The organism is Nonomuraea sp. AD125B (genome assembly GCF_041402765.1).
Taxonomy (GTDB): Bacteria; Actinomycetota; Actinomycetes; order Streptosporangiales; family Streptosporangiaceae; genus Nonomuraea; species Nonomuraea bangladeshensis.
Map to the genome: position 1 here is coordinate 246,617 of NZ_JBGLOU010000014.1, position 25,889 is coordinate 272,505.

A 25,889-nucleotide genomic window follows, 5' to 3' on the forward strand; every position below is an offset into this window, starting at 1 on the left:
CCGGATCATACCGCGATCGAGGCGAGCGTCCGGCCGTCGAAGGTCTCGACCGTGAAGTGGTTGAGCTGGTCCTGGGTGAGGCTCGTGCCGCCGTGCAGCAGCAGCGCGTCGGGCGCGCCCGGCACGCCGTAGCCCTTGTCGGGGACGCCCCAGCTCGCCACGACCTCGGAGCGGCCGTCGTCGCCCACCGCGAGCAGCCGGCACTGGAGCGGCCCCTTCACGCCCTTGAGCTGCAGCGCGACGTGGGTGCCCCAGCCCTTGTCCTCCAGGCCGACGACGGCGGTGACGCCGCTGGCCGGGTCGGTCTCGCTGTAGGTCTTCCCGGTCATCAGCAGCGCCGCGGCCGGGCTGTGGACGCTGTCCGGGTTGGGCCCCGCGGCGAACGACCGGACGGCCAGCAGCACGCCGGTCGCGATCAGCACGCACGCGGCGGCGGCCGTCAGCGTACGGTGCAGCCCCCGGCGGCGGCGCTCGGCCGCGGCCCGCCGCACCAGCAGCGACTCGACCTGCGGGTCGGGCGGGCTGGGCAGCAGGTCGTCGGGATGCACGCCCTTGATCAGCTCGCCCATCTCGGCGAACATGCCGACCTCGGCGGCGCAGCTCGGGCAGCCCGCCAGGTGGCGTTCGAACGCCGCCCGCTCCCCCTCGTCGAGCAGGCCCAGCGCGTACGCCGCCACGTCCTCGTGTTGAACCTCGGTCATGGTGTCACCACCCCCACTCCATACTGTGACGCGCCGGCGCTTTCATGGCAGCATCACCCCCCTTTCTTCCAATGCGACGCGCAAGGCCCGCATGGCGTAGTACACGCGGGACTTGATCGTTCCGATCGGCACGCCGATCGTCTCGGCCGCCTCGGCCAGCGAGCGGTCGAGCAGGAAGGTCTCGGTGAGCACCTGGCGGTGCGCGGGGGAGAGCGAGAGCATGGCGTCCGTCACGACGATCTCGCGCAGCAGCCGGTCGTCGTCGGCGGGGGTGGGCTGGGCGCGTTCGGGGATCTGCTCGACGGTGTCCAGGGGGCGGGTGCCGGAGCGGCGGCGGTCGTCGATGACGACGCGGCGGGCGACGGTGGCGAGCCACGGCATGAGCGAGCCGGAGTCGGTACGCAGGTCGGGGAGGTTGCGCCAGGCGCGGACCAGGGTCTCCTGGACGACGTCCTCGGCCCAGCGCCGGTCGCCGCCCGTCAGCCGGACCGCGAAGGCCAACAGGGGGGTGCCGTATTCGCGGTAAAGGGCTCGGACCATGGCGTCTTCGGTTACGCGGCGATTCCTCACTGGGGGGCGGGCTCCTCGCGCACTACGCGATATCAATGCATACCGCGCTGATATGGGATTTATCACTTTAGCTAGGGGCAGGAGCCCGGTCAGGCGCTTCGCCCTATTCGCCCGAAAGCCAGATTCAATTGATAAATCAGGTTAAGCTGGCCGGCCTCCGGAGCCGAGATCGCGGCCGTGAAGCCCACACTCCCCGCCGATCGGGTCGTCCCCGCCGCGCGAGCCGACGGCAGGTCGGACAGCGCGAGCGCCAGCGACGCCACCACGGTGCCGATCAGGATGCCGACGAGCACGCCGAGCCCGAGATCCCTCATCACACGCCTCCCGTGGCCAGCGAGGAGACCAGCACGACCGCGCCCGCGAGCAGCGCGACGACGGCCAGGCCGAGCGCGACGCCCGCGAGGAAGGCGGGCCGCCGCCAGAGCGGCGTGCTGATCAGCGTCTCCTCGTACGCGGGCGGCCGGTACGGGACGGTCCGGCTCTCCGCCTCGCGCAGCAGCCGCTCGACCTGGGCGCGGCCACCGGGGACGGGCCGGCCGAGCAGCACGGCGACCAGTTCGGCCGCCGTGGGCCGGGAGTCCGGGTCGGGCCTGCGGCACTCGTCGATCAGCGTGCGCAGCGCCGGCGGCAGCCGGTCGAGGCCGGCCTCCCCGCCCTGCCCCGCCTCCGCCCCGGTGGCCGCGAAGATCATCACTTCGGCCCACGCCCGCACGTCGCTCGAAGGGAACTCGCTGTCGCGCGGCCCGGGGGCGAAGAGCGCCTGCCCGTACCGGCCGATCAGCACGTTGTCCGGGCCGAGCCGCAGCCCCGCGATGCCGGCCAGGTGCAGCCTGGCCATGGTGGCGGCGGTGCCGAGCGCGAGCTCGTGGAGCGTCTCGCCCCGGAAGGGGCCGGCGGCCCGTACGACGTCGAGGAGCGGCCGGCCGCTCGCGAGGTAGTCACGCGGCTGCAGCGCGAGGCCGCCGCTCCATCCGTGGAAGTCCATCGCCATCGCATCCCCGTCACAGGTGATCAGCGCAGGTCAGACGCCGTCGTCCGCCACGTGGTACGCCCCGCGGCGACCCCCGGTTCAACGCCATGCCGACTTGTTCCCGCTCAGGACGCGGTCGTCGCCACGGCGTCCCGCCCGCGCGCCGCCCTCCGTCCGGTGGTGAGGTTGACCACCAGCGAGCCGGCGGTCAGCGCCACCCCGAACCAGATCACGCTGGTGACTCCGAGGTGGTCGGCGAACAGCCCGCCGAAGAGCGCCCCGAGCGCGATGGAGGTGTTGTACGCCATCGTGTTGAGCGACATCGCGGCCTCGAAGGTGTCGGGCGCGGCGGCCAGCGTCAGGTTGACCTGGCACAGCTGCACGGCCCCGAAGGAGAGCCCCCACACCACCAGCGCGGCCACCGCGCCCGCCTCCCCGCCGCCGATCGCGAGCAGCGCCAGCAACGACACCACGAGCCCCGCGCAGCCGACGGCGAACGTGCCCCGCAGGCTCCTGCTCACGGTGTGCCCGGCGACGAAGTTCCCGACGGCCCCCGCGGCGCCGAAGACCATGAGCACGACGGTGACGAAGGCGGGCGTCGCGCCCGTGTGGCCCTCCAGGATCGGCCGGACGAACGTGTACGCCCCGAAGTGCCCGAGCACGAACAGCACGACGGTGACCAGCACGAGCCGCAGCGGCACGTTGCTGACCGGCAGCCCGAAGACCTCCCTGACCGGCACGGCGTTGCGCGACGGCAGCGACGGGATCAGCGCCGTGACCGCGACGAACACCAGCACGCTGAGCCCGGCCCAGATGAGGAACGTGGTCCGCCAGTCCGTACGGCTCTCCAGGAACGTCCCCAGCGGTATGCCCGCCACCGTGGCGATCGAGATGCCGGACATCACCGTCGCCGACGCCCTGTTCGCCTGCCGCTCGGGCACCAGGCGCATCGCCATGCCCACGCCGATGGCCCAGAACACCCCGCTGGCGAACCCCATGAACAGCCGCGTGGTCAGGATCAGCGCGTAGCTCGGCGACAGGGCGGTCACCAGGTTGCCGAGGGCCAGCACGGCGAGCAGCGCGGACAGCAGCGCCCGCCGGTTGACCCGCCTGGTCCAGGCCACGATGAACGGCACTCCCAGCCCGGCGGAGACGCCCTGGAGCGTGACCATGAGCCCGGCGGCGCCCACCGACACCCCCAGGCTCTCGCTCAAGGGGGTGAGCAGGCCGACCGGCATCAGCTCGGTGGTGAGAAAGACGAACAGGCTCGCCGTGATCGCGGCGACCCCCAGCCAGGCCCGCGTGGCTGACAGCGGGCGATCTCCATGCACAGTCATACATCCAAGAGTGGTCCCCCATCGATCAATGAGTCCAACACATAGTTTTCATCGAGATCGATCGTGCTGCACGATTGATGTCATGGAGCTGCAACAACTGCGGTACGTCGTCGCGGTCGCCGAGACCAGCAACTTCACCCGGGCCGCCGAACACTGCCGGGTGGTGCAGTCGGCGCTCAGCCACCAGATCGCCGCCCTGGAGCGCGAGCTCGGCGCCCGCCTGTTCGAGCGCACCAGCCGGCGCGTCCGCCTGACGCCGGCCGGGGAGGCGTTCCTGCCCGCGGCCCGCGAGTGCCTGGAGGCCGCCGACCGGGCCAGGGCCGAGGTGGCCGCGGCGAGCGGCGAGCTGCGCGGGCGGCTGGCCATCGGCGCGATCACCACGGTCGCGGCGGTGGACCTGCCGGCCCTGCTCAAGGAGTTCCGCCGCCGGCATCCGCGGGTGCGCGTCACGCTCGCGGCTGCCGGCAGCGAGGACCTGATCGAGCGGGTCCGGCGGGCCGACGTGGACGTGGCCTTCCTCGGCCTGACCACGCGCGCCGAGCCGAGGGGCGTCCGCGGCCGCGCGCTGGCCAGGGACGAGCTGGTCGCCGTGGTCGCGCCCGACCACCACCTGACGGACGAGGAGACGGACCTGGCGGGCCTCGCCGACGAGCCGTTCGTCGACTTCCGCGCCGGGCACGCCGGCCGCGCCCAGTCCGACGAGGCGTTCGCCGCCGCGGGCGTGCTCAGGGACGTCGCCTTCGAGGTGTCGTCCGCCGAGTTCATGGCCGACCTCGTCCGTCACGGGCTCGGCGTGGGCCTGCTCCCCGCCGCGTACGCGCCCCGGCTCCGCGACCTGCGCGTCATCCGCCTCCGCGACGCCCCGGCCCGCGTCGAGCACCTGATCTGGGCCGAGCGCCCCTCCCCCGCCGCCACCGCCTTCCTCGACCTGATGAGCGACCTCTGACCCCCTGCCGGGTGGACTCAGCCGGCCGCCGCGCTGAGGGCGGCGCGGGCGGCGGTGGCCGTTCTCGGCGGGATGGAGCGCAGGTCGAAGGCGTAGCGGGCGACGGAGTCCGCGATGGCGTCGGAGTCGACGTCCAGCGCCGTCGCGTTCACGTTGGCGAGCGTGTCGCACGCCTGGTGGTAGCAGCCGTCGTACGCGGCCCCCGCCGTGCCGCCGAACAGCGCGGCCTCCTCGGGGGTCTTCACGCCCTCGGCGCCGGTGAAGATGCCGCCGGACGGGATGCCGACCGCGATGAACGGCCCGTAGTCGGAGCGGCCGTCGAAGTCGGTGCCGACCGTGGCCAGGCCGCGCGAGCCGAAGAACGTGGCGAGCCGCTGCTCGATCTGGGCCGATCCGGGCGGTCCTGCCGGGGAGCCGGTGGCGTCGGAGTCGTCACCGTCGTACAGCTTGTACGCGTAGTTCGGGGAGGCGATCATGTCGAAGTTCAGGTAGAGCCGGACGCGGTCGCGCTGCTGCTGCGACAGGGAGGCGACGTACTGCGTGGAGCCGAGCAGCCCGATCTCCTCCGCGGCCCAGAACGCGAAACGGACCTTGTGCTTGACCGGGTAGAGCGCCATCTGCTCGGCGACCTCCAGGATGGCGGCGCTGCCCGAGCCGTTGTCGTTGATGCCGGGGCCCTCGGTCACGCTGTCGAGGTGCGCGCCGACCATGACGACCTGGCGCGGGTCGCCGAGCCGGGACTCGGCGATGACGTTGTCCTCGGTGCCGAGCACCAGGTTGGCGTCGACCTTGAGGTGCACGGTCGCGCCGGGCGTGGCGGCCAGCGCCTGGCCGACCGCGAAGTCGGCGAACACCATCGGCAGGCCCTGCAGGCCGCCGATGTCCAGCGGGTAGGCGTCGGTCCGTCCCGGCTGGCCCTCGTTGAAGATGATGATCGCGCTCGCGCCGGCGGCGAGCGCGTTCTCGACCTTGGTGACGAACGGGCAGGTGCCGCGCTGGACGAGCGCGATCCGGCCGGCGACGAACCCGGCGAAGTCGGCCGCCTCGCAGCCGCTGGTCGAGGAGGGCGACGGCGCGGGCGGCAGGGTCAGGTCCACGCCCTGGACCTGCGCGGTCACGTCGCCGGACGGTGACGGCGCGAAGGTGAAGAAGTCCTCGTTCGGCGCGTACGTCGCGCCGCCCTGCACGGCGAGCGTCGGCGGGGCGTTCTCGCTCCAGCTCTCCACGAACGTGACCGGCTGCAGGGTGACCTTGTAGCCGGCCCTGCGCAGCTTGCCGGCCACGTAGTCCCGGGAGGCCCGGTAGCCGGGGGTGCCGACGGCGCGGGTGCCGCCGTTCGCGTCGGCGATGGCCTGGAACGCCTTGAGGTGCTTGGCCACGTTCGTGCCCTTGACCTGCTGGACGAGCAGTTTGGCGAAGACGTCGTCGAGGCCGCCGGTCCGCGCCTGCGCGGGTGGCGCGGCGAGGACCGCGGCGGGGACCGTGGTGAGGAGCAGGCCGAGCGCGACGGCGATTCTACGCATACGCATGCGACGGATCTCCCTGTGCCGGGATCGGTTACGGCGCGCGCCGTCCCCCCGAGCCGCGCCGAACGCGAACGTAACCCGCCACCGGGCCGCTGAGAAGACCCACTGTCGCGGCGGATTCACGCCGTCTCAGGTCGCCTCGCGGCGGGCACGGGCACGCCGCTTCCCCTCGTGCATCGCCTGCACCCGCGCCACCGGGATCGTGTGCCCCTCTTCCACCAGGTCGGCGGGCAGGCGCTGCGGCCCGGGCATCTCCCCCGCCCACGGATCGCTCTTGTCGACCAGCGCCGCCGCCGTCCTGATGGTGAAGTCGCGCGGCGTCACCCGGTCCAGGTCCGGCCACGGCACGGGGAACGACACCGGCACGCCGGGCCGGATCCGCGGGCTGTAGGCGGCCACGACCGTCGCGCCGCCCGCCCGCGTGGAGTCGATGAAGACCTTGCCCGCGCGGTCCTCCCTGATGAACGCCGTCGTCGCGAGCCCCGGGTCCAGCCGCTCGGCGCGGGCCCCGATCGCGCGGGTGGCGGCGGCCAGGTCCTCCATCGGGACACCCGGCTCGACCGGCACGAACACGTGCACGCCCTTGGCCCCGCTGGTCTTCACCGCGCCCGCCAGCCCCGCGTCCGCCAGCGCCTGCCGCACCAGGAACGCCGCCCGCACGGCCAGCCCGAACGACTCCGCGCCCTCCGGCGGATCGAGGTCCAGCACCAGGTGGGTGAAGTGGTCGCCGGCGATCAGCGCCGGGTGGTACTCCACCGCCCGCTGGTTGCCGAACCAGATCAGCGTCCGCCGGTCGTTGCCCAGCGCGTACGTCACCTGCCGCCGCGAGGAGTCCGCCCACACCGAGACGCGCTCGATCCACGGAGGGGCGTACTTCGGCAGGTTCTTCTGCATGAAGGGCTCCTGCCCGGGGCGCACCCGGACGACCGAGAGCGCCCGGTCGCGCAGCACCGGCACCAGGCGGTCCGCGACCGCGTCGAGATAGTCGACCAGGTCGCGTTTGGTGGCCTCGGCCCCGTCGAACAACGGCTGGTCGAGATTGGTCAGCGTCACGCCCTCGCGGGTCTCCTCGCCGGTCACCCCGTCCACGATATCCGAACACCTGTTACAGTGATCGACTGACGCGGGGTGCCCGGCGATCCGGGCTGAGATCACACCCGTCGAACCTGATCTAGCTCGCACTAGCGAAGGGACGTCATGTTCTGCGATGACATGTGGCTGCGCACGGCCGACCTGATGACCGCGATCCACGGCCACCCGTTCAACGTCGCGCTCGGCGACGGCACCCTCGACGCCGACCGGTTCGCGTTCTACATCGTGCAGGACGCCCGCTACCTGGAGGCGTTCTCCAAGGCGCTCGCCACCGCCTCGGCGCGGGCCACCGACCTGGAGGAGGCGGCGTTCTTCGCGAGCAGCGCGCACACGGCGCTGGCCGCCGAGCGCCTGCTGCACGCCGGTTACGTGGCCGAGCTGGGCGCGGACGCGGCCGGGATCGCCACGTCGCCGACGTGCCTGGCGTACGCGTCCTACCTCCAGGCGACGGCGCTGGCGGCGCCGTACCCGGTGCTGGTGGCGGCCGTGCTGCCGTGCTTCTGGATCTACCAGGACGTGGGCACGGCGCTGCTGGGGCGGGCGGGCGACCTCGGCGGCCACCCGTACGGCAAGTGGATCTCCACCTACTCCGACCCGGAGTTCGCGGCGTCGGTGACCCGGGCCAGGGCCATCGCCGACCGGCTCGCCGAAGGCGCGGACGCCGGCACGCGGGCGGCGATGGAGCAGGCCTACCTGACGGCGGCGGCGTACGAGTGGATGTTCTGGGACAGCGCCTGGCGGCGCGAGGGCTGGCCCACGGACCGCTGGCTCCGCTAGGGGCCGGCGGGGCCGCGGGCGGCCATCGCCTCCTTCTCCTCGCGGGTGGCGATGAGGCCGGACGGCGCGAGCAGCTTCGACTCCTCGAACGGCTCCTCCGTGGTCGGCAGCGGCTCGCGCGCCCGGATCGCCGTGACCCACACGCGGACCGCGTCGAGGATCACGATGATGATCATGACGGCGAACAGCGCGGCCAGCACGCCGTCCACGGTGGAGTTGATGACGATCTGCCGCATCGCGTCCATCGACTTGGCGGGCGCGAGCACCTGCCCCTGGTCGATCGCGCTCTGGTAGCGGTCGCGCTGGGCGAAGAAGCCGAGCGTCGGGTCGGCGGAGAAGACCTTCTGGTAGCTCGCGGTCAGGGTGACCGCGGCGTCCCAGGCCAGCGGCACGCCCGTCACCCAGGCCCACTTGAGCCGCCCGCTCTTGATCAGCAGCGTGGTGGCGACGGTGAGCGCCACCGCCGCGAGGAGCTGGTTGGCGATGCCGAACAGCGGGAAGAGCTGGTTGATGCCGCCGAGCGGGTCGTTGACGCCCTGGTAGAGGAAGTAGCCCCAGGCCGCCACGACCACCGCGCTCGATCCCACGAGGCCCGGCCACCAGCTCACCCGCGCCATCGGCTTCCACAGGTTGCCGAGGGTGTCCTGGAGCATGAACCGGCCCACCCGGGTGCCGGCGTCCACGGTCGTGAGGATGAACAGCGCCTCGAACATGATCGCGAAGTGGTACCAGAACGCCTGGAGCGCGGCCCCGCCGAGGAAGCCGGAGAAGATCTGCGAGATGCCGACGGCCAGCGTCGGCGCCCCGCCGGTGCGCGCGATCAGCGTCTCCTCCTGCACGGCCGCCGCCGCGGCCTGGAGCTGCTCCGGCGTGATCGTGAAGCCCATGTTCGCGACGGCCTCGGAGGCCGACTGCACGGTGGCGCCGAGCACGCCGGCCGGGGCGTTCATCGCGAAGTAGAGGCCGGGCGACAGCACGCAGGCCGCCGTGATGGCCATGACCGCCACGAACGACTCCATGAGCATGGAGCCGTAGCCGATCATCCGGACCTGGGTCTCCTTCTGGATCAGCTTCGGCGTGGTGCCGGAGGAGATCAGCGCGTGGAACCCGGACAGCGCCCCGCAGGCGATGATGATGAACACGAACGGGAACAGCGAGCCCGCGAAGACCGGCCCCTTGCCGTTGAAGGCGAAGTCGGTGAAGGCGGTGGTGCGCAGCGGCGGCATGGTGACCGCGATGCCGATCGCGATCAGCACGATCGTCCCGATTTTCATGAACGTCGAGAGGTAGTCGCGCGGCGCGAGCAGCATCCACACCGGCAGCACCGCGGCGACGAACCCGTACGCGATGAGCCAGAGCGCGAGCGCCGACGGGCTCAGCGTGAAGAACGGCGCCCAGCTCGACCCCTGCACCCAGCCGCCCGCCACGATGGCGAGGACCAGCAGCGCGACCCCGATCACGGTCGTCTCGACGACCCGGCCCGGCCGCAGCACCCGCAGGTAGAAGCCCATGAACAGGGCGATCGGGATGGTCATCGCGATCGAGAAGACGCCCCACGGCGAGCGCGCGAGCGCGTTGACCACGACCAGCGCCAGCACCGCGAGCAGGATGATCATGATGGCGAACACGGCGACGAGCGCGGCCACCCCGCCGACCGGGCCGATCTCCTCGCGGGCCATCTGGCCGAGGCTGCGGCCGTTGCGGCGCATGGAGAAGAACAGCACCACCATGTCCTGGACGGCCCCGGCGAAGATGACGCCCGCGATGATCCAGATGGTGCCGGGCAGGTAGCCCATCTGGGCGGCCAGCACCGGCCCGACCAGCGGCCCGGCGCCGGCGATGGCCGCGAAGTGGTGTCCGAACAGGATGCGCCGGTCCGTCGGCTGGTAGTCGATGCCGTTGTCGAGCCGCTCGGCCGGGGTGGCCCGGCGGTCGTCGGCCCGCAGCACCCTGCGCACGATGAAGCGGGCGTAGAAGCGGTAGGCGATGGCGTACGAGCCGAGCGCGGCGCACAGCAGCCAGACCGCGTTGACGTTCTCGCCCCGGGACAGGGCGAGCACCGCCCAGCCGGTGGCGCCCACGACGGCGACCGCCGTCCAGATGATGACCGAACGCAGCTTCACCGGTTACCTCCCATGGGAAGAGCCATACAGCGGACGCCCCAGGCAGCAGCGGAGGCCGGCGTCCGGCGGCAGATCGGTGGTGAAGCGCCGCCAGCGCCACAGCGGGCGGCAGTCGATCGCGACCGGGGCCCCGGCCAGGTGCACCCAGGCGGTGGGGTGCGCGTACACGACGCCGGGCAGCAGGCCGCGCGCCCGCTTCGGCAGGCGGGAGCGGCGCAGCGGCCGGACGGAGAACTCGCCGGCGTCCGCGCAGCAGAGGCCGGTGACGTGCCAGTCGAAGAACACCACTTCGTCGTCACGCAGAGCTTCACGAGCCGCGGGAGTGAGCGTGACAGCGGACATTTGTGGCTCCTGAACAACAGGTAGCGCAGAAATTACCGACGGCCTTACCCGGCGTGGTCGCGCTTGAAACCGTCACGAGCGCGGGTGAAACTTTCAGTGGCCTTATGCACTGTTTCTCCTGATCAGGCCCTTCCATTGCGCTTTACCCGCTGTCCGAGCGAGGGTTGAGCGCCTTTTTCCCTGACAATCCCGGCAGGAACCGTTCCGCGGGAGGTATCGATGCGCAAAGCACGTGCTCTGCTCGTCTCGGCTCTGCTGGTGGGGGGCGCGCTGACGACGTTCACCGCCGCCCCGGCGCACGCCGAGAGCCTGCGAGGCGTCTACTACGACTACTCCGAGTGCCAGCGGATAGGCCAGTACGGCTACAGCCAGGGCTGGTGGGGCTTCTGGCACTGCGAGTCCCAGTACAACTTCTACTTCCTGTACGCCTGACCCCGGAAATCCCTTTGCGGGCGCGAGCGCCGGCCTGGTAGATCTGGCCGGCGTGCTGACCGGACGACGCGTACGACTGAGAGCCCTCGAACCCGCCGACAGCGAGCAGCTGTGGCGCTGGTACCACGACCCCGAGGTGGGCCGGTGGATGGACGGCACCCCGCCCATCTCCCTCGCCCAGAACATCGAGAAGGGCCAGAACCGCCCACGCAACACCTTCGAGCAGATGGTCCTCGGCATCGAGGCGCTCGACGACGGCAAGCTCATCGGTTACGTCGCCCTCGGCGACACCGACTTCCGGCACGGCGAGGCCGAGCTGCAGAGCATCGCCATCGGCGACCGCGACCGCTGGGGCGGCGGCTACGCCACCGACGCCCTGCGGGTCGTCTGCCGCTACGCCTTCGAGGAGATGGGCCTGCACCGCATCACGTTGTGGGTGGTGGCCGACAACGCGGCGGCGGTGCAGGCGTACACGAAGGTCGGGTTCGTGGAGGAGGGCCGCAGGCGGGAGGCTTTCCGCACGCGGGGCAAGCGGCACGACTTCCTCATGATGGGGCTGCTCAGCTCCGAGCTCAGGTGAGCTCGTCGTCCCAGTCGGGCGGGGTGACCTCGCCCGACTCCCAGTCGGCGCGCAGGATGCCGTAGCCGATCGTGTCGTGGCGCGTCCCGTCGGGGGCGGGCCAGGCCCGCCGGTAGTGCGCCTCCTTGGCGTAGCCGTTGCGGCGGAAGGCCGCGCGCATGGCGCGGTTGTCCTGGCGGGTGTTGCCCTCGATCCGCTCGATTCCCGGGAACTCGGTGAACAGGTAGCGGGTCAGCCAGGCGACGGCCGCCGTGCCGAGGCCCTTGCCGCGCCAGGCGGCCCGTACGCGCAGGTCGAACATGGGCGTGTCGTCGTCGAGGTCCTGGAGCCTGACCAGCCCCACGCGCTCGCCGCCGGTCACGATCCAGAACGTGCGGTTGCCGTCGTCGTCGTAGCCGCCCTCGGCGGCCCGCCGCAGGACGGCCTCCCGCTCCTGGACGCCGGCGTGGTGGGGCCACTCCTCGCCGGTCAGGAAGTCGGCCAGGGCGGCGGCGTCGGCCGCCGCGAACCTCGTGAACTCGATGCGCATCCGCCCGACGATGGCCACCGGGCCGGGCCCCTGGCAACTGATTTTCACGGGCCCGCCGTGCGGCGGGCCCGTTGGTCGAGCTCAGCCGGTCACGGTGATGCGGTTCGTGGCCGGCGGGGTGATCGGGCTGTTCGCGCCGAGGTAGTCGACGAAGGCGTCGATGTCCAGCGGCCCGCTCCACAGGTCGGTGCCCTCGGTGAAGGCGGCGAAGGCGTCGCCGCCGCCGACCAGGAAGTTGTTCGCGGCGACCCGGATGGTCTGGGTGTCCGTCACCGGCACGCCGTCGATCTTCATGTCCGACACCTTGGAGCCCCAGGGGGCGCTGGTGCTGTAGGTGTAGGTGAAGTTCGCGGAGGGCTGGAGGATCTTGGTGAACGCCTGGTTGTTGGGTCCGCCGGTGAACTGCTGCTCCAGCACCGTCTTGAGCTGGGCGCCGGTCAGCGTCACGACCTGCATGAGGTTGTTGAACGGCTGCACGGTGAACGCCTCGCCGTAGGTCACGACGCCGTCGCCCTCGCCGGCCGGGGAGGAGGGGTAGTTGAGCGAGGTCCGCACGCCGCCCGGGTTCATGAGCGCGATCTGCGCGTTGCCGCCGGTCCGGGTGGCGGCGAGCTGGGCGTCGGCGATGACGTCGCCGAGTGGGGACTCACCGGAGGGGCCGGCGGTGTTGCTGAGCTCGGCCGTGATGGAGCCGATCGCCTTGTTCGCGACCGGGGCCACCCGGTCCTTCCACGTCTGGACGAAGGTGGAGATCTCCGGATCGGGGTCGACCGTCCGGGTCACGACGTGGTTGTCCGCGACGACCGAGGAGCGGTCGATGTCCAGGTTCTTCAGGTTGACCTTGAGGTCCACCTGCGTGATGACCCGCCCGAACGAGCCGCCCTGCGAGTAGAGCCGGTCGTTGCCCGCCGGATCCTTGATCTTGCAGAGGTACGCCTGGTGCGAGTGGCCGGTGAGCACGACGTCGATCTCCGGGTCCACCTGCGTGGCGATGCGCGCGCCCGCGCCCGCGACGGCCGAGCAGGCGTCCGGCGACTGCCCCGCGTTGACCTGGTCGCCCTCGTGCACCAGCACGACCTGCGCCCTGACGCCGACGAGCTTGAGGATCTTCGAGGCCACGTTCGCGGCCTTGACCTCGTCGATGAACTTGAGGTTCTTGATGCCTTCGGCGGTGACGATGTTCGGGGTGGTCTGGGTGACCAGGCCGATGAAGCCGATCGGCACGCCGTTGATCCACTTGACGCTGACCGGCGGCAGGGCGGGCACGCCCCAGTCGGCCATGAGCTTCTTCGCCTGCGCCTGCTGGGCGCCGAGCGCGGCGAGCGCGTCGGTGCGCTCGTTCGGGTTCTTGAACAGCACGTTCGCGCCCACGTAGTCGAACGAGGCGCCCTTCCACGTGCCGGCCGGCGAACAGCCGTCGACCGGGTGGCAGCCGCCCTTCATGATGCGGCGCAGCTCGGTGTAGCCCTCGTCGAACTCGTGGTTGCCGACCGCGGCCACCTTGAGCCCGAGCTTGCCCAGGAACTCGACGGACGGCTCGTCGTGGTAGGCCGCCGACAGCAGCGGCGAGGCGCCGATGAGGTCGCCCTGGGCCACGGCGATCGTGTTCTTGTCGGTCAGCGCCTTCATGTGCGTGGCGATGTACGCCGCGCCGCCGGCGTCGACGGTCTTGCCGTTCTCGTCCACCATGCGGCCCGAGGAGCCGGTCGGGGGTTCGAGGTTGCCGTGGAAGTCGTTGAGCGCGAGCAGCCGCACGGGGACCGTGAGCGGCGCCTTCGCCTTGCCCGGGCTCGCCGCGCCCGCGGGGGCGGCGGCCAGCGCGACCGCGCCCGAGGCGACGGCTCCGGCGAGGACCAGCCGGAGGAATGAACGAGACGTCATGGCCATCCACGTTAGAGCCGGAATCCAAGCGGCCAATGTCGCAAAGGTAACGATTTGCCCGGCTGCCGCATGGCGTTATTTGCCAGTCGTACGCCTAGAGTTCTGGTGTGAGCGCGCACGTGGAAATCAGGCAACGACTGGACGACACCGAGATCGCCGAGGTGCTGGGGCTGGTGGAGGCCGCGACGCGAGCCGACGGCGTCCGCCCGCTCAACGAGCACGTGATGCTCCACCTCCGCTACGGCGGCGACGCGCGAGCCCGTTCGCTCCTGCTCTTCCAGGACGATGTTCTGGCAGGTTACGCCCACGTCGATCCGACCGACGAGGTCGAGGGGCCGAGCGCCGAGCTGGTCATCCACCCCGAGCGCCGGCGTGCCGGCAACGGCGCCCGCCTGCTGCGGGCCGTGCTCGACCTGGCCGGCGGCCGGCTGCGCCTCTGGGCCCACGGCGACCACGCCGCCGCCGGGGCGCTCGCGGCCTCGTTCGGGCTGGAGCGGGTCCGGTCGCTCTGGCAGATGCGCCGCTCGCTGTTCGCGCCGCTGGCGGCGTACACGCTGCCGGAGGGGGTGCGGATGCGGACGTTCGTGCCCGGCCAGGACGAGGAGTCCTGGCTCAAGGTCAACGCCGCCGCCTTCGCCCATCACCCCGAGCAGGGTGCGTGGACCCTGGACGACCTCCTGCGGCGCGAGCGGGAGCCCTGGTTCGACCCGGAGGGCTTCTTCCTCGCCGTCCGCGGCGACCGGCTGGTGGGCTTCCACTGGACGAAGATCCACGGCTCCACCGAGTCCACCGAGCACGGCCACGAGCCGCTGGGCGAGGTCTACGTCGTCGGCGTCGACCCCTCCCAGCAGGGCACCGGCCTGGGCAAGGCCCTCACCCTGGCCGGCCTCGACCACCTGCGGGCGCGCGGCCTCGCCCAGGCCATGCTCTACGTGGACGAGGCCAACACGGCCGCGATCCGGCTGTACGAGGGGCTGGGGTTCGCCCGCTGGGACGTGGACGTGATGTACGCGATCGCGTGATCCCGCTTACTCGATGATCGCGTGGAGGATGAAGTAGGACACGGCGGCCACCGCGGCCGCGGCCGGGATGGTCAGGATCCAGGCGGTCACGATGTTGCCGGCCACGCCCCACCGCACGGCGCTGAGCCGCTTGGTCGCGCCGACACCCATGATCGCCGAGGTGATCGTGTGCGTGGTGGAGATGGGCGCCCCGAACCCGATGGCGGCCACGTACAGCACCGTCGCCGCCGCCGACTCCGCGGCGAAGCCCTGGGGCGGGTCGAGCGCGATGATGCGCCGGCCCAGGGTGCGCATGATCCGCCAGCCGCCCGCGTACGTGCCGAGCGAGATCGCGCCCGCGGCGGCCAGGATGACCCACTGCGGGATGTCGTCGCCGGGAGAGGCGAACCCGCCGACGACGAGGGCCAGGAAGATCACACCCATGGTCTTCTGCGCGTCCTGGAGGCCGTGCCCGAGCGCCATGGCGGCGGCCGAGACGGTCTGGGCGTAGCGGAAGCCGCGGTTGGTCTTGCCCGGCTGGGCGTGCCGGAAGATCCAGTAGATGGCGATCATGATGCCCGCCGCCAGCGTGAAGCCGACCAGCGGCGACAGCACCATGGGGATGACGACCTTCTCGACCACGCCGTCCCAGTGCACGACGCTGGCCGAGGCGAGCGCCGCGCCGACGAGACCGCCGATCAGCGCGTGGCTGGAGGAGGACGGGAGACCGAAGTACCAGGTGATGAGGTTCCAGGCGATCGCGCCGATGAGCGCCGAGGCGACGATCACCAGACCATGTGAGCCGTCCGGTGCGTCGATGATGCCTTTGCCGACCGTCTGGGCGACTTGGGTGCCCAGGTGGGCGCCGATGAAGTTCATGGCCGCCGCCATGAACAGGGCGGCCCTGGGGGTCAGGGCCCGGGTCGAGACGGAGGTCGCGATGGCGTTCGCCGCGTCGTGGAACCCGTTGGTGTAGTCGAAGATCAGAGCGACGACGACCACGCCGATGACGAGGGCGAGCGTGAGGTCCACTGGGCGGGCCTAGCTTTCCTTGACCGCGATCGACTCGACGGTGTTGGCCACGTGCTCGAAGGCGTCGGCGGCCTCCTCGAGGGCGTCGACGACCTCCTTCATCTTCATGACGGTGAGGGCGTCGTACTCGCCGCTGAACAGCTTGGCCAGCAACCGGCGGTAGACCTGGTCACCCTGGTTCTCCAGGCGGTTGACCTCGATCCAGTACTCGTTGAGGTTCTTCATCGAGCGCAGGCGCGGCATGGCCTCCGCGGTCAGCTCGGCCGCCCGCTCCAGCACCTCGACCTGGCGCACGACGTCCTTGGGGAGGTGGTCGAGCTGGTACAGGACGATGAGGTCGGAGGCGGCCTCCATCGCGTCCATGACGTCGTCGAGGTTGGAGGCGAGACGGTAGATGTCCTCGCGGTCGAACGGAGTGATGAAGCTCTCGTTGAGCCGGTTCATGATCGCGTGGGTGCGTTCGTCACCGGCGTGCTCGCAGGCGCGCATCTTCTCGGCCAGGGCTTCCCTGTCCGAGCCGTCGCTGATGATCTCGACCAGCAGGCGCGATGCCGTGACCAGGTTGTTCGCCGAGTCGGCGAACAGGTCGTAGTAGCTGTCCTCACGTGGCGTGAGACGCAGGCGCACGTCGTTCTCCAGATGTGCGGGGATGGTCCGTGGAAGAGGGTATGGCCTACCAGGCGAAATGCGAACTTCATGTCCCCTTCGCCTACTGGCTACCCGTCGTAGGTAGTGCGACACCGAGAAAGCCGCTAGTTTTCGGGCCTTTTTGCAGCTCCAGCCGGGTTCGGCGAGCCTGCGCCCGCCCCTCTGATCAGGCGGGACGCCCGCCCGTTCACCCGACTGTTCCCCGATCGTTCACCTGATGTTCATCTGATTCAGATCTTCGTACGGTGGAAGTTCCGATAGGAGCGCGACGGGGTCGGGCCGCGCTGGCCCTGGTAGCGGGAGCCGTACTTGGCGGAGCCGTACGGGTGCTCCGCCGGCGAGCTCAACCGGAACACGCACAGCTGCCCGATCTTCATCCCCGGCCACAACTTGATCGGCAACGTCGCCACGTTCGACAGCTCCAGCGTCACGTGCCCGCTGAACCCCGGATCGATGAACCCCGCCGTCGAATGCGTCAGCAGCCCGAGCCGCCCGAGCGAGCTCTTCCCCTCCAGCCGGGACGCCAGATCGTCGGGCAGCGTGATGACCTCGTACGTCGAAGCCAGCACGAACTCCCCCGGATGCAGGATGAACGGCTCCTCGCCGTCCGGCTCCACCATACGCGTCAGATCCGGCTGCTCCACGGACGGATCGATGTGCGGGTAACGATGGTTCTCGAACACCCGGAAGAACCGGTCGAGCCGCACGTCGATGCTGGACGGCTGGATCATCTCCTGGTCGAAGGGCTCCAGCACCAGCCGGCCGGAGTCGATCTCGGCGAGGATGTCACGATCAGATAGCAGCACGCAGAGCAACTTACCGGTCGAGGTCGAAGTTCGGCGCTCGGGAGTGCTGTTGCGGGCCAAAGTTCCGCTACAGTGGGGGACGCGAGTTTCCCGAAGGCTGCGGGCTGTGAGGTTGTCGGCTGCGGGCTTCGGGGGGTGCGCGCGGGTGTAGTTCAATGGCAGAACATCAGCTTCCCAAGCTGACAGCGCGGGTTCGATTCCCGTCACCCGCTCCAACTGCATCGCCTTCCGCTTTGGGGCGCTTTGCGCATATCGGGCTCCAGACAGCGCCTCCCAGGGGGCTCCGCCCCCTTCGACCCCCGGACGCTCGCTCCGCTCGCCATCTCGCACGTTGCCCCGGGCAGGCGACGGCCTAACCCGAATAAAGAATCGTCTAGCCTGCGCGGGTCACCGCTAACGGTGGCCGTGCCCAGCCAACTCGCCGACCGTCGGCGGCCCCGCCGCCAGCCGCGGAACCGACATCGTCCTTCCGCCGAGACGCCTTACTTCTCGACTCCGTTCGAATCGTTCTGCCGTCTCAGAGCACGGATATAGCCCCAGCGCCAGATGAACATCGCTCCGATCAGCCAGAAGAAGGCGAGCACGAGAGAGCGCGCTGAAAGGTATGCCGTCGTGATCCTTTCGGCCCCTTCAGTGATGTAGTCGACGACCAGCTCCACCAAGAAGAAGAGCACGATACCGGCAGTCCATTTGAGCAGGACACTGCGTGACTCTCTGCTCCAGGCCTTCGGACGAGACGCCATACCCTTCGCCCCTTCGCCGTGGCCAAGTCGAGCATTCGATCTGTGCGGCTTCAACCTAACGCCTCCGGCGAGGACTCCAGCTCCGGGATGATCAGAGGGCGTGGCGCGCGTGCCGCGACGAATCACAGCCATCGCCAGATCGCCGTACGCTTCCCCCATGAATCCCCGGACGATGGAATGGGCAGCCATTGCCGGACCGCAGTGGTACCAGCCTGAGACTGTCTCGGAGGCATTCACAAGCCTGATCAAAACCGCCCGCGGCGGCGAAGATCCGGGACATGCCGTTCGATCAGCGGTAGGCAACGATCACGCTGGGACGCTCTATCCAGCCGCCGTCATAGGCACCGACGTGTTGCTGGACATCATCGTCAGATACCCCGGACCACCGAGGAAGGTCGCCTTGGCCGTCCTGCTCGACTGGTGGGGATGCTTTCAACTCCCTCCACCAGCACCAAAACGCGACGGCCTGGCACCCCTTTAGTCGCCGACCGCCGCGCCCGCTTACTGGGCCTCGCCGTTGAGAAGGGCGATCCAGACCTCGTGCGTCTCCTCGCACCGCCAGCGATACGTCTCGTGGATCGCCTGCACCGCCCCGTCGAGACGGGTGATCCGGCGGATGTACGTAAGGCCGGCCTCGCGGCACAGCTCGTAAAACGTGTCCTCGCAACCACAGGTGTACTCGACCACGCGCGGAGGATCTTGCTCGCGAGCAACCTCACGCCAGACCAAGCGCATCTGGTTCGGACGAGGCGGACCGACGTGAGGCGCAAAACAGCCGACATAGATCTTCACAGCGACGCACCCGCCCGCCCGGTTCCGCTGCACCGCCGGCAGTCATCACGGTGCCGGTCGTCCGCAGCGACATCGTCTGAGCTGTTCCCGGCCACCACCACGGTCCGGCGGAGGCTGATGTATTTCCAGCCCCGGCCTGAGCAGGAGTTACACGACGCAGTCATGGAACGAGAATTGCCCGAGCAACTGTCACGTCTCGATCGCTCCCGAGCACCGCCTGTGATCGACCCGTCTCTGTTCGTCTCCTCTTTGTCTCGTCCGAGACCGTCTCTGTCGCTAACCTGGGCCTATATGGCACCCCAGCCCGAGGCGCGGATCATGACTGACCAGCCGATCCTGTTGAAGACCCTCCTGACGCAACGCCATTGGCAGACGTACAGCACGTTCTGCAAGGAGTACGACAAGGCGGCCAAGAAGGTGGACCCGTCGTTGCAGGGTGGCTGGCCGAGCCGGGCGCAGCTCCACCGATGGCTGAACGGGGAACTCAAGGGCTTGCCGTACTCGGGCCACTGCCGCGTCCTGGAGGCGATGTTCCCAGGCAGGTCAGCACATGAGCTGTTCTCCGCGACCGCGGTTGAGATCCCCGCACAGAGATCAGCCCCGGAGCCAGGCAGAAGCGCCGGCCCCGATACCGCAGCCTGCCCAATGCCGCAGATGGCTGACGTGACCGCGGTCTTCAGCAGCCGCTCAGCCTTCTCCTCCGCCTACCCTGCCTCGTCACTGTTCGACGACGCGAAGGAGATCAACGCGGCAGGCCTGTCGCTCAACATCCTCTGCCAGAGCTACCCCGATCATCAGCTCAAGCGTCTGCTCGACACCGGCACGCGCATCCGCTGTCTCTTCCTCGACCCGAAGGGCCAGGCGATCCGCGCCCGCGAAGCAGAAGAGGGCTACACCGACAGCGCCCTGACGACCCTCACAGCGCTCAACATCAGCATGCTGACCAGGCTGCGCGATCGGCTCGACACCACGTCGGCCCAGCGCCTCGAACTCCACGTATACGACGAGACGATCCGCTTCAACCTGCTCTTCGTGGACCGGGCGCTGTGCGTGGTCCAGCCGTACCTGCCGCAGGCACGCGGCGTCGATTCACCGACCTTCGTGATCAAAGACAACACCGCCGCAGAGGGGCTGTTCCCCGTCTTCGACCAGGTGTTCAGGGATATGTGGGAGCGGAGTAAACCCGTATGACCATCGACGCCCGAACTCTTCTCCCCATCGCTGACCGCGCCGTGTCGATCGCCAGCGAGATTATCCGTACCAAGGCTCCGGGCATCATCACAGCCAAGGGGGACCGGGACATGGCGACGGAGGTGGATTATGCCGTCGAGCATGCCGTGCGGGAGTTCCTATCTCGTGAGACTCCTGAAATCGGCTTTCTGGGTGAGGAGGAAGGCGGCAGTCACCCAGGCAACGGCCTAATGTGGGCGCTGGACCCTGTGGACGGGACGGCCAACTTCCTGCACGGCATCCCGCTCTGCGGCGTCTCCTTGGGCCTGATCGACAAGGACACACCCACACTCGGTGTGATCGACCTGCCCTTCCTCAACCTCCGCTACTTGGCAGCCGAAGGGGCCGGCGCTTTCGCCAACGGATCCGAAATCCGCGTGAGCGATATCCGCGAATTGGAAACCGCGATCGTGGCGGTCGGCGACTACGCCGTGGGAGAGAACGCCGACGAGCGCAACCAGCCCCGGCTCGCTCTGACCAAAGAACTCGCCGCTCGTGTCCAGCGCATCCGAATGTTCGGCTCAGCCGCGATCGATCTCGCCTGGGTGGCAGAGGGCAGGATCGACGCCAACATCATGCTCAGCAACAACCCCTGGGACACCGCAGCGGGGGTCATCCTCGCCCGAGAGGCCGGAGCGACAGTGATCGATCTCGACGGAAGCCCGCACAGCATGACCTCCCACGCGACCATTGCAGCGAGCCCAAAGCTCGTGGCCGACCTCGTGGAACTCATCGCGGAGACTCGCGAGTCCGTGGTGTTCAGCCGGAACATTGCCGAATAGCTCTTGTAGGTATCAAGGGCGGCGCTTCGCGCCGCCACGCGGCCCGCTCGCGGCCACACGCTGCGCGTGCGGCCTGGGGGCCGTTCTCGCGCGCGCCCGCGCTCGGGCCGCGTCAGGCGCGTGAGACCCTGAGCCTGTGTTCACAGCACCATCCCGCGCGCAGGTCGAAGCGCAGCTCCACGGCATCCTCAACGGCTCCATTACCCGTGACCAAGCCGACCGATGGGCTGCCCAATGGGTCTGTGCGGACGACCCGGCCGTGGACGACGACCTCGTGTGGTGGGCGCTGCTACTCCTCCACGGCATCGACCTGCGTCCCGGCCCTGATGACGATTACCTGCACAGCGACGAGCAGATAGCCGAATGGCTAGCAGAGCTTCGGATTCGCAGCAGAAGCACGGCCTCCGGCGGGGGCACTCCGGCTCCGGGGTGATCACGGTGCGTCGGTGCAGGCCCAAAGGTGGCTGAGGTGGAAGCCTGATCATCCCGCCCACCATCGACCCGGGACAAGCCGAGCAGGCCAGGGCCACGGGTACCAGATCGTTCGTCCGGTAGGGCGCTCCATCTGGTACCCGTGGCCCTGGCCTGCTTCCCCTTCGGGCGGGTCGACGGCAGACGGGATGCTCAGGCAGGAGGCGCGAGGCTGCGCCTGCTCGTGCAGGATGAGCGCATGGAGTCCACGGAGATCGTCATTGGCAGGAGCAAGCAGGTCGATCATGTAGCGATTCAAGTAGTAGGTCGCATGCACCCCGGCACCACTGATTTCTGGGACGGAAACTGGCTCACCTCTCCCGTCCTCGTGCGCGTCGGAGGCTTCATCGCCAAGATCGACGCCGGTCTCCGGGTCGAGGAACTACGTGACTTCCGAGTGGATCTACAACGCATCTACGCAGAGGTTCAGGGGCGCGCCGCACTGTCCTCTATGGAGCACTGGGTGGAGCTCATCGTGGAGTGCCATCCACGAGGTTCCCTCTCCGTCGCGGGGACGATAGCGGACCATCCTTCGATGCGTAACACTCTCCAGTTCGAGCTAGAAGGCTTGGATCAGACGGACATCCCGGCGATCGTTGACGCCCTGGTTGCCACGGAGGAGCGATTCCCACTCCTGGGCCGGTAATGACCTTCGAAAGTGACCGGCGCCCCACATTCGCGGACTGATCGTCGTGCCATTAGCGTGCCATTAAGAGGGGTGACGAGGAGTCAACCACGGTCACTCATGACTGGCCCGACAGCGGCGCTGACCGGGGAATGCGAACTAAGGCAGCCATGATCCCTGCAATTCCCAAGCTGACAGCGCGGGTTCGATTCCCGTCACCCGCTCTCACTATGAAGGCCCAGATGGGGACGTTGATCCCGACCCGGGCCTCAGTTGTTTCCTGCCTGGTTCGATCTTCGCGGGCCATTGACGGGCCATTAGCTCCTGATCAGCCTGCCGGGACCAGTACGCCCGCAGTGCCCTCGTCGTCGTATCGTCGCGACCTCCGAGTTGCCGATCAATGGCGTTGGTGATCGCCTCGTCGGCTCCTCTGGCCGCGTGCTGGTAGATCATGGCCGCCCGTACGTCGTCGTGCCCCATGCGCGCCATGAGGTCCTTGAGACCCGCGCCGAGCATGTTCCCGGTGTGGCGCAGGTCGTGGAAGTGGAGCCCCGGCAGGCCCATCTCCGTGACGACGTCCACCCACCGGGCGCGGGTGGAGGACGGGGACGATGCTCTGCGGAATGCCGACCGTCCGGCGTCCGGCCTTGGACTTGGGAGGCCCCAGCACCAGCCCGCCCGTGGAGCGCTCAACGAAGGCGACCGGACGCGGACGTACGCGCCTTGAGATCGACATCCATCCGGCGTAGTGCGCTGACCTCCCCCCAACGCAGGCTCGCGAACGTGGCCAGCAGCACCATCGCGCGGAACCGCCGGTCCTGGATGGAGTCTGCCCTTCCCTCCATGGCCATCCTCCACAGTGCGCGCTCAGCGGCAGCACGCGTGTGGAAGGTTTCCGGATGGGCTCGCGAGCCACCAGGGTTGCAGTTCGGGTTGCAATACGATGCCGTTCACAGCTGTTCAGTGTGGACTTCACAGGCCCTCTGACCTGCATTGAACGATCTGGAACGGCCTGAACTGGATCTTTTGATCCGCATATTGGAGATCCGCTGACTTCCAAGACACCTTCGCCGCGCCAGTGCCCCGACGCGCCGCCATACGGCTCACCAAGCAGGTACGAGGGCGGGCTTGCCAGCGGATCACCACGAGTATCGGCGGCTCACGCGGGCACTGGCAAGTGCGTGCCCATCGCATGCCCGTTCGGAGAGCGATCAGCGGGGAGTCACAGGGACTCGCGGTCACTCGACGGACGGATGCCCAGGTCAGCATTTCGCCTGGTCGGAGGGCATGATCTTGAAAGAGTTCCCAAGCTAATAAAGCAGGTCGCTCTATTCCATGCCAGTTTTCCGGATCATTCAGGGTTCAGCCAACATTGAAAGGATGAACTCGTTGATTTGAGCACGGCAGGATAACATGGCGGCTCAGGCCAGATCTGCAGAAAGTAATGATCACCTGGGTCGACCCGGTTTTCTTCGTCCATTCCTCTGATGTGGTATCGCAAACGATATGATCCGGGACCGGCGGGCAGCGGAGGAAGAGAATGCGTCCTCCCTCCTCCCCACTCCTGCAGCGAAAGCCGGCCCGATGGGGACTCGTAGCTGATCTCGACGATGTCTTCGTAGCCATCGAGGTCGGCACCCGGATCCCGATCGGCGACAGCCACCGTGAACTCCACAAGTCCCCACTGAGGGCCCACGATCAAGATGGCCTTGCCTGTCTCCACTCGGATGATTCCCGCAGGGTGGCCCGGCACGTCGTCGAACTGGCCGGCCGTATCACACCCCTCGTCCACGAGATAAGCCTGGCTGTAATCCACCTCCACCTCCAGCTGCTTGATCTGCACGACAGGAGTTTCGTCTCTGGTCATGGACGGGGAGCATAAATTCCGCCACCGACAAGATCAGCGGCAGCGCAACCAGACTGCCGTCAAGGAATGGACGACGAGCGAGTTTCCCGTGCCAGATGCGTGCCAGAACAGGCGGGGACCCACGGTCATTCACGGGGACTCGACCCACCCTGACCTGCACTCCTGTTTTCCCAGCTCAGGGCAGCAAGGTCAGTAGATGATTCTCAAGCTGACAGCGCGGATTCGATTCCCGTCACCCGCTCCCAGCATGCGGAGGCCTTGCCTGCGCCGCGCCCCTGCCCACGACGCTCACGATCAAAGCCGCATGAGCCCGGCAGCAGTTGGCCGGAACCCACATCGCGCATAGAACTCTTCGAGATGCGGCTCATAGTCGACGTGCAACCAACTGGCACCACGTGAGCGTGCCTCCTGAGCGGCACGCTGCACCAAGCGCACGCCCACCCCCTGTCGACGAACTCGGGGGTGCACGGTGGTATCGAGAATGAAGGCATGAATACCACCATCTGTGGCCACGTTGACGAAGCCCACCAGCGCACCCTCACGGTATGCGGCCACCCAGCAGAGACTGCGGGCCAGCATCCCCGAGAACGAAGCAGGACGATAATCAGGCCACGACGCCCCGAACAACTCGTTCAGCTCCACGTCCCCGAGCGCGGGGCCCACCTCCAACCTGATCTGGTTCTCTGAAGCCTGTTCGCTCATCACCATGCCGAGCAGGGTGCCATAGATGCCTCCGGCGGGGGCACTCCGGCTCCGGAATGATCGCCATGCGGTGCGCCGGGCCGTAGAGGGCTGACGTGGAAGCCTGATCATCCCGCCCACCATCGACCCGGGACAAGCCGAGCGGGCCAGGGCCATGGGGCCAAGGTCGTTCCTCCAGTTGGGGGCTCCCCCCCTTTTCCCCATGGCCCTGGCCCGCTTCCCCTCCGGGCGGGTCGACGGCAGACGGGATGATCAGGCGGGCAGGGTGCGCGCGTGGCCGAAACACCAGGTCGCAGGCTGCTCGTCGGGCCATTAGCGGGCCATTGAACAGGGTGACGAGGGGTCGACCACGGTCCCTCACGACCAAACCGGCAATCGCTGCGACCAGGAACGCCCTGCTACGCGTACCGTGATCGGTGCAGTTCCAAGCTGACAGCGCGGGTTCGATTCGCGTCACTCGCTCCAAACGAGAAGGTCAGCTCAGGATCGCAGGTCCAGACCTGAGCCTTTTGCTCCAATCGACTCAGTCCAGATTCTGTCCGGGCGCGAGAGTACGATCAGCCAACTCTGCCGTGCTCACACTCCCATCAGGCTCAACGCTGATGGGAGTGGCTCGGCCATCGCTATGGACGAGCCAAGCAAGCACCGGCTCAGTCACTCTTGTGCCGTCGTGTCCCTCGTTCCAGTGAGTACGCCACCCATCCCCTGAGATGACACTCACAACGCGCTGCCCCCGTTCCAGATGAGAGAAGTCCGGCCAGTCGGTGACTGGACGCAGCGCACCTCTTTGAGGATCCACTACAAGTGCGACCCCGGTAGTCGAATCCCATGCCTCTACCGGTCGCATGCGTCCAGTCTCAGTCTCCGTCCCGGTGAAGATCGCAGTCCAGCCCGTCTCACTGAAGTACCGCATAGATCAATATTTGCACTACTGCTCCCTCAGCGGCCAAGAAAACGTCGCTGCGGATTTCTGACCAGTAGGTCGGGCAACCCGTGCCCGTTGCGTGCCCGTTCGGATGGCGACCATGGGGAAGTCACGGGGATCCACGGCCACTCGACCGGCATACGGCCAGGTCAGCGTTTCCCCTGGTCGGAGGCTATGATCGAGAAAGAGTTCCCGAGCTGACAGCGCGGGTTCGATTCCCGTCACCCGCTCTCATAGAGAAAGCCCAGGCAGACCGAGGGAGTGTCAACTTAACGGCTGATCTTGGTTGTTGAAGTGTTCAGAGGTTGGCAGGGGTGAGGCGGCCTTCGAAAGCGATCTGGAAGGCGTTCAACGGTGCCTTCCAGCGCATGGTCCATCTCTTGCGGCCCTGCCCGGTGGGATCGAGGCTCATCAAAGCCATGAACACGCACTTCAGGGCGGCGGTCTCGTTCGGGAAGT

General features: G+C 68.6%; 27 protein-coding genes, 1 tRNA gene, 1 pseudogene and 1 riboswitch. Of the genes and pseudogenes, 10 read left to right on the forward strand and 19 right to left on the reverse strand.

Going from position 1 to position 25,889, the window contains the following annotated elements:
• Nucleotides 1–5: 5 nt before the first annotated feature.
• From ACBR40_RS33760 to ACBR40_RS33780, 5 genes are all read right to left on the reverse strand, one after another.
• Nucleotides 6–701 (reverse strand): zf-HC2 domain-containing protein, encoded by a 696-nt coding sequence (locus ACBR40_RS33760; RefSeq protein ID WP_364462782.1) that lies wholly within the window; start codon nt 699–701, stop codon nt 6–8.
• A gap of 42 nt (nt 702–743) precedes the next feature.
• Entirely contained in the window at nt 744–1,241 is a 498-nt protein-coding gene (locus tag ACBR40_RS33765; protein ID WP_344218032.1) for a sigma-70 family RNA polymerase sigma factor, read from the reverse strand.
• 119 nt (nt 1,242–1,360) lie between these two features.
• Nucleotides 1,361–1,585 carry a hypothetical protein gene (locus ACBR40_RS33770; RefSeq protein ID WP_344218034.1) on the reverse strand — a complete coding sequence of 75 codons (225 nt, stop codon included), beginning with the start codon at nt 1,583–1,585 and terminating at the stop codon, nt 1,361–1,363.
• The gene (locus tag ACBR40_RS33775) at nt 1,585–2,256 is read right to left on the reverse strand and encodes a hypothetical protein (protein ID WP_371251326.1); all 672 of its coding nucleotides are present in this window, start codon (nt 2,254–2,256) and stop codon (nt 1,585–1,587) included. The genes ACBR40_RS33770 and ACBR40_RS33775 overlap by 1 nt, the downstream gene beginning before the upstream one ends.
• Nucleotides 2,257–2,366: 110 nt before the next feature.
• The gene (locus ACBR40_RS33780; protein ID WP_371251327.1) at nt 2,367–3,578 is read right to left on the reverse strand and encodes an MFS transporter; all 1,212 of its coding nucleotides are present in this window, start codon (nt 3,576–3,578) and stop codon (nt 2,367–2,369) included.
• Between the two features lie 82 nt (nt 3,579–3,660).
• On the opposite strand from ACBR40_RS33780, the gene ACBR40_RS33785 reads away from it, so the two are divergent.
• A complete protein-coding gene (locus ACBR40_RS33785) occupies nt 3,661–4,524 on the forward strand; it encodes a LysR substrate-binding domain-containing protein (protein ID WP_371251328.1) in 864 nt (287 codons plus the stop codon).
• 17 nt (nt 4,525–4,541) lie between these two features.
• On the opposite strand, the gene ACBR40_RS33790 is transcribed toward ACBR40_RS33785, so the two are convergent.
• The gene (locus ACBR40_RS33790) at nt 4,542–6,053 is read right to left on the reverse strand and encodes a M28 family metallopeptidase (RefSeq protein ID WP_371251329.1); all 1,512 of its coding nucleotides are present in this window, start codon (nt 6,051–6,053) and stop codon (nt 4,542–4,544) included.
• A gap of 126 nt (nt 6,054–6,179) precedes the next feature.
• Nucleotides 6,180–7,139 (reverse strand): ATP-dependent DNA ligase, encoded by a 960-nt coding sequence (locus ACBR40_RS33795; RefSeq protein WP_344218044.1) that lies wholly within the window; start codon nt 7,137–7,139, stop codon nt 6,180–6,182.
• A gap of 25 nt (nt 7,140–7,164) precedes the next feature.
• Nucleotides 7,165–7,260: riboswitch (TPP riboswitch) on the forward strand.
• Between ACBR40_RS33795 and ACBR40_RS33800 the strand changes: the two genes are divergently transcribed.
• Nucleotides 7,248–7,919, forward strand: a complete 672-nt coding sequence (locus tag ACBR40_RS33800; RefSeq protein ID WP_371251330.1) for a TenA family protein — start codon at nt 7,248–7,250, stop codon at nt 7,917–7,919. It overlaps the preceding riboswitch by 13 nt.
• Here the strand turns inward: ACBR40_RS33800 and ACBR40_RS33805 are convergent.
• A complete protein-coding gene (locus ACBR40_RS33805; protein ID WP_344218048.1) occupies nt 7,916–10,042 on the reverse strand; it encodes a carbon starvation CstA family protein in 2,127 nt (708 codons plus the stop codon). The two genes, ACBR40_RS33800 and ACBR40_RS33805, sit on opposite strands and share 4 nt — an antisense overlap.
• A gap of 3 nt (nt 10,043–10,045) precedes the next feature.
• Nucleotides 10,046–10,384: a hypothetical protein gene (locus ACBR40_RS33810; RefSeq protein WP_344218050.1), complete on the reverse strand. Its 339-nt coding sequence runs from the start codon at nt 10,382–10,384 to the stop codon at nt 10,046–10,048.
• A gap of 219 nt (nt 10,385–10,603) precedes the next feature.
• Here ACBR40_RS33810 and ACBR40_RS33815 point away from each other — a divergent pair, with 219 nt between their 5' ends.
• Nucleotides 10,604–10,816 (forward strand): hypothetical protein, encoded by a 213-nt coding sequence (locus ACBR40_RS33815; protein ID WP_344218052.1) that lies wholly within the window; start codon nt 10,604–10,606, stop codon nt 10,814–10,816.
• Nucleotides 10,817–10,868: 52 nt separating this feature from the next.
• On the forward strand, nt 10,869–11,396 hold the full coding sequence (locus ACBR40_RS33820) for a GNAT family protein (protein ID WP_344218054.1): 528 nt from the start codon (nt 10,869–10,871) through the stop codon (nt 11,394–11,396).
• Here the strand turns inward: ACBR40_RS33820 and ACBR40_RS33825 are convergent.
• Nucleotides 11,389–11,925, reverse strand: coding sequence for a GNAT family N-acetyltransferase (locus tag ACBR40_RS33825; protein WP_371251331.1), 537 nt, complete (start codon nt 11,923–11,925; stop codon nt 11,389–11,391). The two genes, ACBR40_RS33820 and ACBR40_RS33825, sit on opposite strands and share 8 nt — an antisense overlap.
• An 81-nt stretch (nt 11,926–12,006) precedes the next feature.
• Nucleotides 12,007–13,806 (reverse strand): bifunctional UDP-sugar hydrolase/5'-nucleotidase, encoded by a 1,800-nt coding sequence (locus ACBR40_RS33830; protein ID WP_371251332.1) that lies wholly within the window; start codon nt 13,804–13,806, stop codon nt 12,007–12,009.
• A gap of 107 nt (nt 13,807–13,913) precedes the next feature.
• Between ACBR40_RS33830 and mshD the strand changes: the two genes are divergently transcribed.
• On the forward strand, nt 13,914–14,828 hold the full coding sequence (mshD, locus tag ACBR40_RS33835) for a mycothiol synthase (protein ID WP_364462737.1): 915 nt from the start codon (nt 13,914–13,916) through the stop codon (nt 14,826–14,828).
• A gap of 6 nt (nt 14,829–14,834) precedes the next feature.
• Here mshD and ACBR40_RS33840 read toward each other — a convergent pair whose 3' ends face one another.
• From ACBR40_RS33840 to dcd, 3 genes are all read right to left on the reverse strand, one after another.
• Nucleotides 14,835–15,839 (reverse strand): inorganic phosphate transporter, encoded by a 1,005-nt coding sequence (locus tag ACBR40_RS33840; protein ID WP_364462734.1) that lies wholly within the window; start codon nt 15,837–15,839, stop codon nt 14,835–14,837.
• A gap of 9 nt (nt 15,840–15,848) precedes the next feature.
• The gene (locus ACBR40_RS33845; RefSeq protein WP_043625094.1) at nt 15,849–16,466 is read right to left on the reverse strand and encodes a DUF47 domain-containing protein; all 618 of its coding nucleotides are present in this window, start codon (nt 16,464–16,466) and stop codon (nt 15,849–15,851) included.
• A 251-nt stretch (nt 16,467–16,717) separates the two neighbouring features.
• Nucleotides 16,718–17,293, reverse strand: a complete 576-nt coding sequence (gene dcd / locus ACBR40_RS33850) for a dCTP deaminase (protein WP_026214653.1) — start codon at nt 17,291–17,293, stop codon at nt 16,718–16,720.
• Nucleotides 17,294–17,434: 141 nt separating this feature from the next.
• Between dcd and ACBR40_RS33855 the strand changes: the two genes are divergently transcribed.
• Nucleotides 17,435–17,508: transfer RNA gene (locus ACBR40_RS33855), tRNA-Gly, on the forward strand.
• A gap of 267 nt (nt 17,509–17,775) precedes the next feature.
• On the opposite strand, the gene ACBR40_RS33860 is transcribed toward ACBR40_RS33855, so the two are convergent.
• Both ACBR40_RS33860 and ACBR40_RS33865 read right to left on the reverse strand, forming a co-directional pair.
• Nucleotides 17,776–18,225, reverse strand: a complete 450-nt coding sequence (locus ACBR40_RS33860) for a hypothetical protein (protein ID WP_371251333.1) — start codon at nt 18,223–18,225, stop codon at nt 17,776–17,778.
• Nucleotides 18,226–18,537: 312 nt separating this feature from the next.
• On the reverse strand, nt 18,538–18,723 hold the full coding sequence (locus ACBR40_RS33865) for a hypothetical protein (RefSeq protein ID WP_371251334.1): 186 nt from the start codon (nt 18,721–18,723) through the stop codon (nt 18,538–18,540).
• Between the two features lie 396 nt (nt 18,724–19,119).
• Here ACBR40_RS33865 and ACBR40_RS33870 point away from each other — a divergent pair, with 396 nt between their 5' ends.
• The 4 genes from ACBR40_RS33870 to ACBR40_RS33885 all read left to right on the forward strand — a co-directional run bounded on the left by ACBR40_RS33870 (nt 19,120) and on the right by ACBR40_RS33885 (nt 21,957).
• Complete coding sequence (locus ACBR40_RS33870; RefSeq protein ID WP_371251335.1) at nt 19,120–20,019, forward strand: DUF5919 domain-containing protein; 900 nt, start codon at nt 19,120–19,122, stop codon at nt 20,017–20,019.
• Complete coding sequence (locus tag ACBR40_RS33875; RefSeq protein WP_371251336.1) at nt 20,016–20,840, forward strand: inositol monophosphatase; 825 nt, start codon at nt 20,016–20,018, stop codon at nt 20,838–20,840. The genes ACBR40_RS33870 and ACBR40_RS33875 overlap by 4 nt, the downstream gene beginning before the upstream one ends.
• A 136-nt stretch (nt 20,841–20,976) precedes the next feature.
• Nucleotides 20,977–21,273 carry a hypothetical protein gene (locus tag ACBR40_RS33880; protein WP_371251337.1) on the forward strand — a complete coding sequence of 99 codons (297 nt, stop codon included), beginning with the start codon at nt 20,977–20,979 and terminating at the stop codon, nt 21,271–21,273.
• A 237-nt stretch (nt 21,274–21,510) separates the two neighbouring features.
• Complete coding sequence (locus tag ACBR40_RS33885) at nt 21,511–21,957, forward strand: hypothetical protein (protein WP_371251338.1); 447 nt, start codon at nt 21,511–21,513, stop codon at nt 21,955–21,957.
• 1,330 nt (nt 21,958–23,287) lie between these two features.
• Here the strand turns inward: ACBR40_RS33885 and ACBR40_RS33890 are convergent.
• From ACBR40_RS33890 to ACBR40_RS33900, 3 genes and pseudogenes are all read right to left on the reverse strand, one after another.
• Nucleotides 23,288–23,803, reverse strand: a complete 516-nt coding sequence (locus ACBR40_RS33890) for a hypothetical protein (protein WP_371251339.1) — start codon at nt 23,801–23,803, stop codon at nt 23,288–23,290.
• Nucleotides 23,804–24,097: 294 nt separating this feature from the next.
• Nucleotides 24,098–24,511, reverse strand: a complete 414-nt coding sequence (locus tag ACBR40_RS33895; RefSeq protein ID WP_371251340.1) for a GNAT family N-acetyltransferase — start codon at nt 24,509–24,511, stop codon at nt 24,098–24,100.
• A 1,217-nt stretch (nt 24,512–25,728) separates the two neighbouring features.
• Nucleotides 25,729–25,889: pseudogene (locus ACBR40_RS33900) on the reverse strand (IS256 family transposase); the annotation flags it as partial.